The organism is Pseudobutyrivibrio xylanivorans DSM 14809 (genome assembly GCF_900141825.1).
Taxonomy (GTDB): domain Bacteria; phylum Bacillota; class Clostridia; order Lachnospirales; family Lachnospiraceae; genus Pseudobutyrivibrio; species Pseudobutyrivibrio xylanivorans.
Window position 1 is genome coordinate 74,957 of record NZ_FQYQ01000003.1, and the last position, 15,114, is coordinate 90,070.

Below are 15,114 nucleotides of genomic sequence, written 5' to 3' on the forward strand. Positions count from 1 at the left end.
CAGATTTATCTGCATTAACATCAAAGGCTTCCATCTTTTGATGGAAGGCTTCATTTTACAGAGAGTAAATCAATGCATTACAGATAGCGGCTGCGATATTGCTGCCACCTTTTCTGCCTTCATTGATAATGTACGGTACGTCTGAATTAAGAAATAGTTCTTTGGCTGCCACTACATTTACAAAACCAACTGGTACACCAATAACAAACTCTGGAGTAAATATCCCGGCCTCCATCATTTCGTAAAGAGAAATAAGCGCAGTAGGTGCATTACCTATTGCAAAAATAACAGGCTTTCCAAGCTTTGCTGCTCTTTCCATTGATACAGTAGCCCTTGTAACCTGACGTTCCTTTGCCTCTGCTGCCACTTCCTCATCTGCCATGAAACAATGCACCTGCCCACCAAAGCATGCCAATCTTTTCTTGTTTATTCCAGACAAAGCCATATTAGTGTCTGTAACAATGTCTGCTCCATTTCTAATAAGTTCCTTAGCCTTTTCAATGCCCCCCTTTGAGTAACGCATAGTATCTGCATAATCAAAGTCTGCACTGGTATGAATAGTGCGCATGGTTATTGGAGCCTCATCAGGCGGTAAAGTGACGCCTCGCTGCTCCAACTCCTGAGAGATTATTTCAAAGCTTCGTTTTTCAATTTCAGATGGTAGAACAAATTCGATTTTCATAACACCTCAATAATACTATTAGAATATGCCAACAATCCTGAAATGATTCTGTCACCATCACCTGGTTTCATTCCATATATTTTCTCTATATTCTCCCCTGTGAAAATCTCATCAGGGGTTCCAATCTTATAAATCTGTCCATCGCAAATTCCAATCACATGATCCGCGACGGCTGGTACAAATTCCAATTCATGAATAGACATCAACACTGCTATATTCTTCTCTATTGCCAGTTTTTTTATTACAGATAAAATATCAATCTTATACTGAATATCAAGAAATGATGTAGGTTCATCAAGAATCATTATCTCTGGTTCCTGAGCTATTGCACGAGCCAGCATAACCCTTTGTCTTTGTCCGTCACTGATTTTCATAAAGTCCTTGTCAGCAACATCTTCAGCTCCAACAAGACTTATGGCCTCAGCCACCTTTTTTTTATCCTCGGCATTGAGTATTCCCAGCCTTCCTGTATAAGGATATCTTCCTGCTGAAACTACCTCAAAGCAGGTCATAAGTTCTGGATGAATTCTTTCAGTCATTACCATTGAAAGCTTTTTTGCCAGTTCATTATCCATGATTGATTCATCAATATCACCACCAATAAAAAGCTTTCCCGACATCTTTTTAAGTTGTCTTGTAATAGTTTTTAGTATTGTGGATTTTCCCGAACCATTTGGTCCAATTAAGGCTATTATTTCTCCTGGCAAAACCTGAAATGTAGCGTCTGAAATAACAGCCTTCCCATATCCAACTGTTAGATCTCTTGCACTAATTTGTTCCATGTCCTGCCTCCTTACGCTTAATTAAAAGATAAATCACTACAGGTGCAAGTCCAATAGCTGTAACAGCACTAATGCTTAATTCCACAGGCGCAAAAGCAGTACGGGCAATATCGTCACAAACCAATGTAATAATCGCACCTCCTAAAAAGCATGCTGGAATCATCACGATTGGCTTTGAAGTCTTCAAAATACTTCTCATAATATGAGGCACAGCTATTCCCACAAAGGAAATTGGTCCAGCAAAAGCTGTTACTGTACCTGATAACACGCTGGAAAGCATAATTAAAGCAACTCTAAGAGCACTTATATTTACACCCATATTTCTGGCATAGTTTTCACCAAGCTGATAAGCACCTATAGGCTTTGATAAAAAGAATGACATGAAAAGTGATGCTGTAACAAAAATAATTGAAATATAGACATTTTCCCAACTAATACCCGAGAAACTACCTAAAGACCAATTATGAAGATTTACAATATTTGAATCATCCGCAAATGCGATAATGAATTCCGTAATTGCGGAGCAAATATAGCCAATCATCACACCGCAAACTACAAGCATAGACATATTTCTAACTTTCTTTGATAATAACAAAACTATTCCCATAGAAATCAGAGCCCCTGTGAAAGCATTAATAACCATTCCTGCGGAGCTCATGATTTTTCCCTGTCCTAAGTAAACTACCATTGTTAGAGCTACAAAAAGCTTTGCTCCTGATGAAATACCAAGTACATAAGGTCCCGCAATTGGATTCCCAAAGAAAACCTGAAGTAAGAAGCCTGAAACAGCCAAGGCTCCACCCAGAATAATAGCTGCTAAAATTCTAGGAAGCCTTATAGAAATAATGATTTTATCAAGATAAGCATCTCCTGAACTAAAGAGTGCTTTTAAGATTTGTGGCACAGTAATATCTGCGCTGCCCATACCAATGCTCAGCACAAATATAGCAAAAAGCAATATTGTCATTCCCAAAAATTTAATCAAGTAATATCTTTTTTTGTTGTTCAATGTTTAATCCTCTAGCTGATAAATAAATGATAACGACTCATCTTCTTTAACTAAAATATTATGTATATCCTCTATTAATTCTGCCACATCACTGGTCCTTTGAAAATAGCTCTTTTCAATACAATAAACGCTATTTTCTTTGACAGCCTTGAAATCTGCTAATATTTCGGCCTTTGCGACTAATTCGTCTATAGAAGAAAGTTCGCCCTCTATTGTGCTGTTATATATAAGCACATCTGCATCTGCCGCCTGAAGATAGAAATCCTCCATAGTAATCTTAACAGTGGATACTGCAGTGTCTTCAGACTCATTGATATTTGTTGGGACATAATTACCACCTGCCATCCCAACCATTGTAGAAATATAGTCTCCTGGGCGTCTTACCACCACCTGACCATTAGATGAAATAGAAAATACAGCAACTTTCAACCCTGTATTGGATTTTTCCTCCACTTTGCCTACTCGTTTAACCTGTTTTTCGAAGATATCGTTGGCCTCATCCATTTTGTTATATAAAAGACCATAAAATTTAATCCACTCAAGTCGTCCAAGTGGATTTTTTTCGTAGCTAGACTGCTCTACAATAACAGGTATTCCCAATGCTTCCAGCTTTTCCTTAACGGACGGCTTGTGATAAATCATTGTATTTTCAATGGCAAGATTGCAGCCTTCTGTAAGAAGCAGCTCGTAATCAGGCGCTGAATACTTTCCGGCATAAAGAATATCTTTACTTTTCATAAGCTTCTTCGCCTGTGGAATATACCAGTCATTAATGTCCGTACCAGAAAGTCTTACATTTGATAAGGCATCAATGGATTCTAATAAATCCATCACAGATGTAGATACAAGATATGTCTTATCAATTGCACCAAGGACTGTTGCCCCCTTTACATTTCCTTTAAAGGTTCCTGCTTTTTCAGGGTATATAAAATATTGGGCCGCATCTCCCTCACCAATAGTGATAAATGAAAATTGATTTCCATTTTCATCCTGATAGAAATCAACAGAATACTCAGTGGCATACTGAAGCTTTAAAGAAGATACATATGTGTACCCACTCAGGTCTGGCTTTATGGAAGCTGATTCTGATAATACCTCTTTCTCTGCCGCCGCATCTTCATTTTCATTATCTGGTGAATATACAGTAAGAGTGTACTCTATCTCATGAGGAGTACTCATGGCTGTAGTATCACCAATTACAGTAAATGCTTTATCAAACTGTGAAAATGGTATCGTAAATACGGAATGCTCCTCAGGTGTAGCCTCATTATCAAATCTTACGCCATCAACAAGCATATAGTCATAATGAGAGCTGGACCAAACAAGCTTAACTGTCTTGTTCTCTCCTGTTACTGAAACCTCCGCAGGAGATTCCACCGTAGCCTTGCCGCTGCCACCTTCCAAGGTGACCTGACAGCTATAAACTGCACTTTCCTGCCTGGATTCTACAACATTATTCTCTATTAAATTGTCCTTATTAAAAAAGCTGCAGGCTGTAAGACTCAGAGCCAGCACTGCAGCTATTAAACCAAATTTTTTCAAAAAACACCTCATTAACTGCTACTGCAGTCCCGGATCTATTCTTCTACGACTGGGTTTGTAACACTAACCTTGTGGTCGTACCAAACACCCTTCTCGCCGATAAGAGCAAGATCAAACTCTGTATCTAAAGAAGCTACTGGAACATCAAAGCCATGAACCATTTCTGAAGTGCCATCGTCATATGTCACTTCGTCATCTGTAGACTGAAGCCAATTAGCCTCATCGCTCTCAGCATCAGCTGCAAGACCTACATAGAGATTCTGAATCTTGTCTGAAACAAGCGAAATGTGAACTGTAGCCTGACCATCCTTAACAGTAAGAGTACCGTGACCATTCATAGCCTCATTTACATGGAACATGCTGCTGTCTGTATTAAAATCTACCTGATATACTCCATCCTCAAGATCGATTCCAGCTACCTCAGTAGCCTCACTCTCAGTTTCTTCAACTGGCTCTTCCACCTGCTCAGTTTCTGGAGCTGCTGTCTCCTCTACTGCAGTCTGTTCTTCAGTAACCTCTGCTGCCTTATTTCCACAGCCTACAAGAGAGGCTGCCATTGTTAAAACTAATGCTAATGCTAAAAATCTGCTTTTCATTTAATAAATCTCCTATAATACTGCCTTTGTGTGTTCTACATAAATCTTCTGAACATCTTCGATTCCACCAAGTCCTGAAATCTGACAATCAACTGACTCAAAGCTTCCATCTGCTGTAAACATAGACTTCCAAGAGTCATCATCGTCACCAGCCATATCGTTGTTTGCGTGATCACCAGCAACAACCATAAGTGGACGAAGAACTACCTTTTTGAATCCAGCTTCCTTGACAGCTGCGATAATATTCTCGCAAGATGTCTCTTCTGGCTCACCTTCAACTGTACCAATAAATACATTCTTATAACCAAGGTCATTCATCTGTGTCTGCATCTGTGAATATGTAACCTTTGCTGTGTGGCTTGTTCCGTGTCCCATAAATACAAATGCAACACCTTCATCAGCTGCAGCATCAAGACTGTCAAAACCACCTACAGAAACAGCTTCTGCTACAACAGCCTTTGCAACTGTTTCCTTATCCTTGTTTACCTCAGCTGCATCCTTTCCAACCTGACCAAGAAGTGGCTCTGCAACCTTTACTGAATCGAACTTATCTGCATATGCATCAACTGCTTCCATAAGCTCATCATACTCTGCACCGTGCATAAGATGTGTAGGCTGAACAACAAGGTTCTTAACACCATTATCTACTGCTCTATCAAGAGCCTGCTTTACATTATCAATCTTTTCATTATCACGAGCTAAAATGTGATTGATGATAATCTGTGCTGTAAATGCACGTCTTACTGACCAATCTGGATTAGCCTCTGCGATAGCCTTTTCTACACCACCGATATCATTTACACGGCTATCATTGAATGATGTACCAAAGCTTACTACAAGAATTTCGTTCTCACCGATTTCATCCTGATTTAAAGGATCATCCTTAGATGCATCACCTGTATCTCTACCAAAGTAATCTGGATCAGCTTCCTCTCCCTCAACTAATTCCTTTTCCTCATCAGTAAGTGCATCCCAAGCTTCCTTAGCTGCCTTACACTGTGCTTCTGTGTCCTCTGTCCACTCCTGAACATAAATTGCATCAATTAATTTTGCTACTTCCATTGCTCTGTTTACGTTTGCATCTCCATTAGGCTCTTCAAAAACTGCATCGCTGCTTTCTGTTGAATCGGCTGTTTCAGTTTTAGCCTCTTCACTAGTTCCACATGCCACAATACTAAAAGACATAGCCGCAACAAGTAAAACACTTAAAACTTTTTTCTTCATTTTTTATTATACCTCCATTTTTCAGACGGACAAAAATCAAAAGGGTCGCATAGTGCGACCCTCAATTCAATCAAAATCATGAATTAAGATTTGAAAGTCCGCAAATCATTAATTTGAAGACTAGGCAGGTCTCCTGACTTCGATCAACATCTACATTCCCTTCCCAAGCATGCTCAGTGATATAAATGCAGACTCCCTAACACAGTGACGGCTTCGCTCTGGATTCTCACCAGATTCCCTTTTCACCCATACCAACTTCGCAAATACGAAATCTATAGGCACCTAATCTTTTGAAACATATTAAATTCTATGAAAAGTTAACACATTTGACATAGTATGTCAAACCTAAGAAACGTCACTCTTAATTGCAATAACTGAAACTCCAAAAGCTATATTGTCGTTAACAGGATTCTGCCCAATTCTCTTGATATACACATCCATTATAAGTCCTGCTTCTTTTGCGTCTTCAACAAGAACCCAATCCTTTCCTTCATTTGTTTGGACGGCTTGTAAAAACTGTTCTGATGGAAGAGCTTTCTGCTTAATCATTATATGACCAAGATCAGACTGCTCTACATATCCAAGCTTCACCAGGAAATTTGCAAAGGATTTATTATATCGCACTACATATAAGCCATCATTTCTTAACTCTAATATTCCCGTAGGTATCTGCCCCAAAAACTCGTTTGATCCAATGTTAGTAGTATCCGTTGTAACGTCGAGCTCCATTACATTAGTACGGGTAATGGCATCATAATATGACACTTCTTCTTCCCGTTCTATAACATTTCCTATGTTAGCTTCAGCAATTGTATACCACTCATCTAAAGGAATAGGCTTAGCAAAATGGAACCCCTGAAGCTTTCCTGCTCCAACTTCCCTTAAGAACCTAACCTGATCTGCTGTTTCAACACCTTCCACAACAGTATCTATTCCCAACTGTCTTGCCATTTCGATGAGCTTTGTAATAATGACATGATTCTTTTTATTGGTTGCAAATTCACGTATAAAACTCATGTCGAATTTAATCAAATCAACATCAATTTTTTGTAGCATGTTAAGGGACGAATATCCACTTCCAAAATCATCCATCCAAACCTTAAATCCAGCTTCATGGAATCTTCTGATTTGCTCTATTACAAAACCAATCTCTAACGCTGAAACACTTTCTGTTATTTCTATTGTAATTTTATCAGGCGAAATCGAAGATTCATCTACTCTCTTTTTAATTTCCTCAACTATATCGCATAATTGAAAATCAAATCTGGATAAATTGATAGACACCGGAACAATAGGATAACCCTTACTTGCTACCTCTTCCAAATCTCTTAAAACGCACTCCAGAATATATAAATCCAGCTTATGAATAAGCTTAATATCTTCTAATACATATATAAAATGCTGAGGTGGAATCATACCCCTTACTGGGTCTATCCATCTAGCCAAAGCTTCCTCATCACATGCCTGTCCGTTTACAGCTCTGATTATCTGTTGGTAGTAAGGTTTAATCCAACCTTCCTCCATGGCCCTTTCAAAATTATTAATTACATACTCGTAGTTCGTTGCGGATTCATGAATGTTGGCATCATAATAAGAAAATTTAGATACATAGGCACCCTTTTCCCTATCACTGGTCATCTTTGCTCTATCAAATGCTGTTGCTGCAGATATTTCCTCAAATGCATCAGAATAAATACCAACATGTATAGGTACAGTTCTTCCTTCGTTGGCATACTTCATGTCTTCAAATACTTTTTGCAGAATATCCTCCAAGCCCTCAGTTTTAGTGTATACTGCAAAATGGTCAGATCCCATTCGTCCGCAATTCTCATTAGTAAAATATTTTTTTAGAGTATTAGCGGTGGCAATTATAAGATTATCGCCCTCTCTAAGTCCATACTTTTCATTAAAGTATTTCATGCCCTTTAAATCAAAGAATAACATTGCAGGTGCATAGCCCTCTTTGCGATATTTCCGGCCGCCCGCCTCTGCAAGCGAAAGAAAATAAGACATGTTTGGCAGGCCTGTAAGAGTATCATAAAAATTATCTCTTATCAGGCTTTCCTTCGTCATAATATCATTGAAATTAGAAGCCAGCTTTTCAGTAAGCGGATTATCACTATTCAGTCCCTCTACCATATATATAGTAGATGAAAGCATGGTTCCGTTAGGCATAAAGAAATGCTCTCCGTGTGAATGTAAAATCACATAATCATTAATGAGCTTTGACATTGTCCTGTATACACAGTCAAAGTTATCGCCTCCAGCAGCAAATTTTAGTGCGGCATCAGCAACTCTGGCTTTATCATCTGGATGAGTATCTTTGTACATATCATCATCCAAATATGTAATGACATCTTCTCGCTTCATTCCCATAAGCTTACACATTCCATCAGTAACAAGCAGAGTTACTACGCGCTTGTCTATGTACTGATATATTGCCATGGCAATATTCAATCTTTCAAGAGCTTCCTTTTCAATTTCCCCAAACTGATACTTCTCCATGCTCTTAATATCCCCTTTTTATACACTAAATAAATAGGCGAAATCACCTATCGTTTAATAGTATAAAAAAAAATAATGAATTAACTGTTAAAAAAACAATTAAATCATTATTTTAAAAAATTATTTTATATCAAACTGCTCTCTAAGCTCCTGAGCCCGTCTTTCAACCTCTTCAATAAATTCTCTAGATGAAATCAGTCTCGCTCCTGCTCCTCGGATTATTACCTGTTCCAATCCGTCTGAAGTAACTACAGAGATGTCATATTTTTTGCCGTGCTCATGTGTAAATCTTTCAATATAGGCATCTGCTGTCTGAGCTTCCGCTGTAAACACCTGATGAATATTAAGATAATCTGAAGCCGTCACCTCATGTCCCTTAACACGATATGCATCAAAAACAGCAATAACATTGTAATCTGTCATAGCCTTATAATTGCTAAGAATATCAAGAAGCTTTCCTCTGGCTCCATCAAGATTCACATCTAAAACAGCCTTCAGCTCAGGCCAGGCGTATATCAAATTGTAGCCATCTACAAGGAGATATTTCTCCTTAGCCCTAACTTCCTTCGGTGCAGTATATACGTAGTCAGAATCTACCCTTCTAGGTCTGCTGCTATCTCCATAATGCCACCCCTTTTTAGGATTCTTTCCATGATTACTATGTGTAGCCATATGAAGTATCTTATCTATCTCATCTGGATCAAGCCATTCATCAACAGAGTGATTCATTCTTTTTGTAGCCACAACCTCTGATTCATCCGATGTTTTCTGGCTACGACATGGCACGTGGCATTTTTCTTTAACCTCATCCCAATTAACAATAACAGCACTACCGTGAGAACAGAATACGGATGAGGACGGATTGTCCACATCTGAATCAGGATTATAGCCTACAATCTCCTTTACTTCCAGGCTGTTATGACAAGGTAGGTATCCATAAAATGTCAGCGACAGCTGCCCCTCTCCCTTAGTGTAGGTAATGAGTTTGGACTGATAATTTCTTATCTCCGAAGCAGGAGCAGTACCTGTCAGCTTTGACATACCATTATAATCCTCAGGTACATCAAATGAACCAGACATTGTTTCAATATCAGTCATTGCTCGTCCAATGGCATCAGATGGAACCAAAAGTTCAAATTTATAGTATGGCTCCAAAATAGTGGTACCTACTTCCATAAGACCTTGTCTTATAGCTCTGTAGGTTGCCTCTCTGAAATCTCCACCTTCTGTATGTTTTATATGTGACCGTCCACCTACTATAGTAAATTTTATGTCCGTCAGTGGAGCTCCTATTTCAACACCCAAGTGCTCCTTTTCAAGAATATGAGTTTCAATTAATCTCTGCCAGTTTAGAGCCAAATCGTCTGTGGCAACATCAGATGCCACTACTATTCCACTTCCTGCCTCTAAAGGTTCCATTAAAATGTGAGCCTCTGCATAATGTCGTAAAGGTTCAAAATGTCCTACACCCTCCACAGAAGCAGCAATAGTTTCTTTGTATAACACCCCAGATTCTTGGAATTCTACATCATAATTTAATTCTCTTTTAATTTTATTAATGAGAATTTCAGTCTGAACCTCACCCATAAGATTCATTTTTATCTCTTCCTGATGTGGATCCCAGCTAACATTTAAAGAAGGGTCCTCCTCATTAAGTGCAAGTAGCTTAGGGTATGCAAGCTTTGGCACTGTGCCATCTGTAAAGACAAGCTTATACTGAAGGACAGGTCTTAATGAAAGCTCTGCTCTATTGGCTTCTACTCCAAGTCCTTGTCCTGGGAAGGTTTCCTTTGGACCAACAATAGCCACCACATCTTTGGCCTCTGCCTTTTCTACCTGTTGATATTTAAGTCCCGAATATATGCGAAGCTCGTTTACTTTTTCGCCATTTGGAAGAACTTCCTTAACCTTAAGCTCTCCCCCTGTTATTTTTGTAAATGTTAGTCTGGCATCTCTGCCAAGGCTTTCTATTTTATATATTCTTGCACCAAAATCCTTTGCTTTCTCCATGCCATCTGAAAGTAATGCCATAAAATCCATCAGCTCAATCACACCTTCATTCTTCATGGCTGAGCCAGAAAAAACAGGAATTGTCTTTCGTTCTAAAACAAGTCTGCATATTGTCTTCTGACTTAAATCCTCAGTCTCTAAAAATTCCTCCATGGCGTCTTCATCTTCCATGGACATTGATTCCTTATCTGTGAAAACAACACATCTGTCAGAAAGCTGTGTCTTCAAATCCGCCATCACATCATCAAGATTCGCCGTATCCATATCCATTTTATTTACAAAGACAATTGTAGGAATATTGTTATTTTCCAGAAGTCTAAAGATAGTTTTAGTGTGAGACTGAACACCATCTGTGCCAGAAATCAGAAGAATTGCATAATCAAGAGCCCATATTGCTCGCTCTACTTCAGTAGCGAAATCCACATGCCCTGGTGTATCTAAAAGAGTGATAGATTGATTATTGTGTTGAAAAACTGCAGGCTTTGAAAAGATGGTGATTCCTCTGGCCTTTTCCTGAGAATCAGTATCCAAAAAAGCATCCCCATGGTCTACTCGACCAATGGATGCTATCTGGCCTGCATTATACAGAATTGCTTCGGACAATGTAGTTTTTCCCGCATCTACATGTGCCATTATTCCCCATACTGATTTCATTAATTATATCCTCTAAATCCCTTACCTATTATCTCACTGGAATTCGTAATTGCGATAAATGCAGAAGGCTGATTTCTTCGAATATAATTCTTCAGCTCCACTGCCTGCTGTCTCTTAAGGATTGTAAGAATTACGGTCTTTTCCTTATGACCATAGGCTCCTTCAGCTTTATAAACGGTAGCGCCTTTTCCCAAATCCTTCATAATATAATTAACAATAGGCTCTGGGTCATTGCAAATAATAGTGAAATATTTTGCAAGGTTAATATTTTCTATTGTCTCATCAACAACAAGTGATTTTGCCAACAGTCCCACAAGAGAAAAAAGTCCTGTTTGAACATTAAATACAAGGCATGCACATGCAACGATAAAGACATCTGACATGAACAAAGCTGTACCAATATCTACCTTTGTATATTTCTTTAAAATCATTGCTACTATGTCTGTACCACCAGATGATGCACCAAGATTAAAGAAAATCGCTGATGAAAACGCTGGCAATGCCACAGCAAATAATAACTCCAATACTGGTTCTTCTGTAAGAGGCCCATCCATAGGGCAAACCATCTCAAGGATACGAGGCCCAAAGGAAACCAGTAATGTAATATATGTAGTCTTCACGCCAAATTTCTTTCCAAATACCAGGAATCCTATCACTAACAAAATCATATTAATGATTAAGTTAATATTACCTGGTGTTCTAGGTAATAACTGGGCAAGTACAATGGAAATACCACTCACGCCTCCAAAAGAAAAATGGTTAGGGAATTTGAAGAAATATATTCCAATAACCATAACAGCAGAAGCTATGGTAAACATGATATATTCGTAGATATCCTGTTTGTGCATATAAATTTTATGAATCATAATAAACGTAACCCCTTCGGATAATGATTTTTTATCTGACCCTTAACAGCCTTTCCCCATCCTACAGAATATCCATCTACAGTAATGAGTGTCCAGCCATCCTGTACATCAGCCATCACTGACTGTCCTCTAAGATAATTCTGAACATCCTGACCATCAGCTGGTAAATCGAAGCTGTTTTTAACTTCATCCCTTGTGAGTGCTAATGCCAGTGCATGACTAGGTTCAAATCTGTTTTTCTTAAGTGTACCAAGGAAAAGTCCACCTCGAAGTACATGGAGTTTTGAAAAATCAGGACAGTTGTCGGGAAGCAGGTATAACAACACCTCATCCGAGCCCTTCGGGCCCACCTTGTCTCCGCTTCCGCTCCGGTCTGCTCGAACCTGAGGTCCACTGGACCTCTCTCGCCCTTCAAGGGGAAGGCATTTATCTAATGGAATATCAATTCTTAAAAAATCAAAGTATTCTTTAATCTTTTTATTTACTTTCTTTATTGAGATTACCGCTCTATCAGCAGCGCACTCTTCTCTACGACCATCTGAATCTGCTTTCTCCAGGAGAGCCGCATAATGCCCCTCTCCCTTTACCTCATGAGGCCACAAGCGCCTTTCCTCAATAAGAATCATATCTGGATGACGACTGATGAAAGCAGCCACTGCTTCCTCATCCTCCAGTTTTGCAAATGTACAGGTGCTATAACACATTCTTCCACCAGGAATAAGCATCTCGTAAGCTCTGTCTAAAATCTCTGCCTGACGGTCAGCACACATCTCTACGGATTCAAGGGACCACTCATCACATGCATCATGATTCTTTCTGAACATTCCCTCTCCAGAACAAGGCGCATCTACCATTATCTTATCAAAATATTCTGGGAATGTATCTGCCAGCTTATCTGGATACTCAGATGTAACAATGCAATTTCTGATACCCAGTCTTTCTACATTTTCAGATAAAATCTTGGCACGGTTTTTCATCGGTTCGTTTGATACAAGAATTCCTTCACCGTTTAAATAGCCTGCTATCTGCGTAGACTTACCACCAGGAGCGGCACATAAATCCAGACAGATATCCCCTGGAACTGGGGCTAACATTTCTACAGGAAGCTGAGCCGAAGCATCCTGTATATAATATACACCTGCAGCATGATATGGATGAAGTCCTGGTCTGTAAGTCTCATCATAGTAATATCCGTTTTTACTCCAATCCACTTTTCCTGTAAGCATAGATGACATAGTTTCCACTGCCTTATCATCTGCTTTTATAGGATTAAATCTCAGTGCTGATATCTTATTTTCCTCATAAGAACGCAAAAACGCATGGAAGTCAGGGCCTAAGTCCTGCTCCATGCGATTAACAAAATCAATTGGTAAAAAAGATGTATCCATTTACATACGCTCCGGTGCATTGAAACCGAGAAGGTCTATAGCCTTTTCCAGAACGCCCCTTGTAAGCCATAAAAGCTTAAGGTAGCTGGCCTTAACTGCCGCATCCTCCTCAGCCAAAATCTTAGTGTCATGATAAAATCTGTTGAATGCATTTGCTAAATCGTATATGTAAGCACAAATCTTGTGTGGTGCCATCTCCTCATATGCTGATGCAAGAGCTGCCATAAACTTTGTAAGTTCGAGCTGAAGGCCACGCTCTGACTCAGAATGTGCTGGAAGAATAGCTCCATCAAATGAGCTAACTCCTGCCTTTGTAAGGATTGATTTACAACGTACGATTGTATAAAGAATATATGGGCCTGTGTTTCCTTCTGCTGAAGTGAAACGATCAATATCAAAGATATAATCCTTTGATGCCTGATTTGAAAGGTCACCATATTTAACAGCTGAAAGACCAACGATCTGTGCAGTCTTAGCAGCCTCTTCATCATTCATAGTACCATTCTCTTTGATTTTCTCAAGCATCTTCTCTTCTACTTCCTGAAGAAGATACTCAAGACGCATAACACCACCCTGGCGTGTCTTGAATGGCTTTCCATCCTTTCCATTCATAGTACCAAAGCCTACGAAGTAAAGGTTCTTATCTGCTGGAACAATACCAGTCTTCTTTGCACAACGGAATACCTGTGTAAAGTATAACTCCTGACGCTTATCAACAACATATATAACAGAATCTGGATTATAGTCCTTCATACGCCATACAAGTGTTGCAAGGTCTGTTGTATTGTAAAGAGATGCTCCATCTGACTTAAGAATCATACATGGTGGTACCTCTTTTGTATCTGTATCTTCCTTAACATCTACTACAAGAGCGCCCTCTGAAATGTAAGCAAAGCCATCGTCCTTCATCTTCTGAACCATATCAGGGATGTAAGGCTGTGCATCTGATTCCCCCTTCCAAAGATCAAAATCTACATCAAGCTTCTCATAGTTACGCTTTAAGTCTGTAACTGAAACATTAAGAATGTGTGTAAGGAGTGCCTGATAGCCCTTTCTTCCGTGCTGAAGCTCATAAGTAGCTGTCATAGCAGCTTCCTTATATGCAGGATCCTCTTTTGATTTTCCTGAAGCACATGGATAAATCTCCTCAAGCTCTGTAATAGAGAAAGGTGGCTCTGTAGGATATTCTCCATCATAGTTCTCATCAAAATAAACAAGCTCTGGCTTACGAAGCTTAAGCTCAGTAATGATAAGTCCCATCTGAAGACCCCAGTCTCCAAGATGAACATCACCTATTACTTCATCACCCATAAAACGTGCTGTACGCTTAATAGACTCTCCAATGATAGCAGAACGAAGGTGACCAACGTGAAGTGGCTTAGCAACATTAGGTCCGCCGTAATCTATCATAACTTTCTTTGGTGAAGAAACTTTGTCTACACCAAAACGCTCTGTATCATCAGCCATTTTTGAAACGAACTGCGCAATAAACTCGTCTGAAAGATTCATATTAATGAAACCTGGAGGGCAAGCCTCACATTTAGAAAACATGCTGTTTGCAGCAAGCTTCTCTGCTACCTCACCAGCGATGGCGATAGGAGCTTTTTTGTATTCCTTTGCAGCTGCAAGTGCGCCATTACACTGAAACTGGCAAAGATCTGGACGGTTTGAAAGAGAAACCATTCCGTATTTTTCGTCATAGCCACAGGCTGTAAAACCTGCTACAACTTCTTCCTTAATCTGCTGAAGAATTGCTTTCATTCTTATCCTCCATATAAAATCTATTTATAATTTACTTAAAAAAGTCAAATCCACGGTGGTTGATTATACCATAAAAAAGAGAATCCCACAATCGT

11 protein-coding genes and 1 riboswitch are annotated in these 15,114 nt (G+C 39.2%); all 11 genes read right to left on the reverse strand.

Annotated elements, in window-relative coordinates; genetic code table 11:
- Nucleotides 1–55: 55 nt before the first annotated feature.
- Nucleotides 56–682, reverse strand: coding sequence for a precorrin-8X methylmutase (locus BUA88_RS03500; RefSeq protein WP_072912797.1), 627 nt, complete (start codon nt 680–682; stop codon nt 56–58).
- Nucleotides 679–1,464, reverse strand: coding sequence for an ABC transporter ATP-binding protein (locus tag BUA88_RS03505; protein WP_072912800.1), 786 nt, complete (start codon nt 1,462–1,464; stop codon nt 679–681). The genes BUA88_RS03500 and BUA88_RS03505 overlap by 4 nt, the downstream gene beginning before the upstream one ends.
- The gene (locus tag BUA88_RS03510) at nt 1,451–2,431 is read right to left on the reverse strand and encodes a FecCD family ABC transporter permease (protein ID WP_072913117.1); all 981 of its coding nucleotides are present in this window, start codon (nt 2,429–2,431) and stop codon (nt 1,451–1,453) included. The genes BUA88_RS03505 and BUA88_RS03510 overlap by 14 nt, the downstream gene beginning before the upstream one ends.
- Before the next feature lie 45 nt (nt 2,432–2,476).
- Nucleotides 2,477–4,015 carry an ABC transporter substrate-binding protein gene (locus BUA88_RS03515; RefSeq protein ID WP_159430877.1) on the reverse strand — a complete coding sequence of 513 codons (1,539 nt, stop codon included), beginning with the start codon at nt 4,013–4,015 and terminating at the stop codon, nt 2,477–2,479.
- 35 nt (nt 4,016–4,050) lie between these two features.
- Nucleotides 4,051–4,611 carry a hypothetical protein gene (locus tag BUA88_RS03520; RefSeq protein WP_072912804.1) on the reverse strand — a complete coding sequence of 187 codons (561 nt, stop codon included), beginning with the start codon at nt 4,609–4,611 and terminating at the stop codon, nt 4,051–4,053.
- A gap of 12 nt (nt 4,612–4,623) precedes the next feature.
- Entirely contained in the window at nt 4,624–5,835 is a 1,212-nt protein-coding gene (locus BUA88_RS03525; RefSeq protein WP_072912807.1) for a sirohydrochlorin cobaltochelatase, read from the reverse strand.
- A 106-nt stretch (nt 5,836–5,941) separates the two neighbouring features.
- Nucleotides 5,942–6,136, reverse strand: a riboswitch (cobalamin riboswitch).
- A 44-nt stretch (nt 6,137–6,180) separates the two neighbouring features.
- Nucleotides 6,181–8,340, reverse strand: a complete 2,160-nt coding sequence (locus tag BUA88_RS03530; RefSeq protein WP_072912810.1) for a sensor domain-containing protein — start codon at nt 8,338–8,340, stop codon at nt 6,181–6,183.
- Nucleotides 8,341–8,460: 120 nt separating this feature from the next.
- On the reverse strand, nt 8,461–11,004 hold the full coding sequence (locus BUA88_RS03535; RefSeq protein WP_072912812.1) for a translation factor GTPase family protein: 2,544 nt from the start codon (nt 11,002–11,004) through the stop codon (nt 8,461–8,463).
- Nucleotides 11,004–11,870, reverse strand: a complete 867-nt coding sequence (locus tag BUA88_RS03540) for a YitT family protein (protein ID WP_072912815.1) — start codon at nt 11,868–11,870, stop codon at nt 11,004–11,006. The genes BUA88_RS03535 and BUA88_RS03540 overlap by 1 nt, the downstream gene beginning before the upstream one ends.
- Entirely contained in the window at nt 11,867–13,258 is a 1,392-nt protein-coding gene (locus BUA88_RS03545) for an RsmF rRNA methyltransferase first C-terminal domain-containing protein (RefSeq protein WP_072912817.1), read from the reverse strand. The genes BUA88_RS03540 and BUA88_RS03545 overlap by 4 nt, the downstream gene beginning before the upstream one ends.
- Entirely contained in the window at nt 13,259–15,019 is a 1,761-nt protein-coding gene (argS, locus tag BUA88_RS03550) for an arginine--tRNA ligase (RefSeq protein WP_072912819.1), read from the reverse strand.
- Nucleotides 15,020–15,114 lie beyond the last annotated feature (95 nt).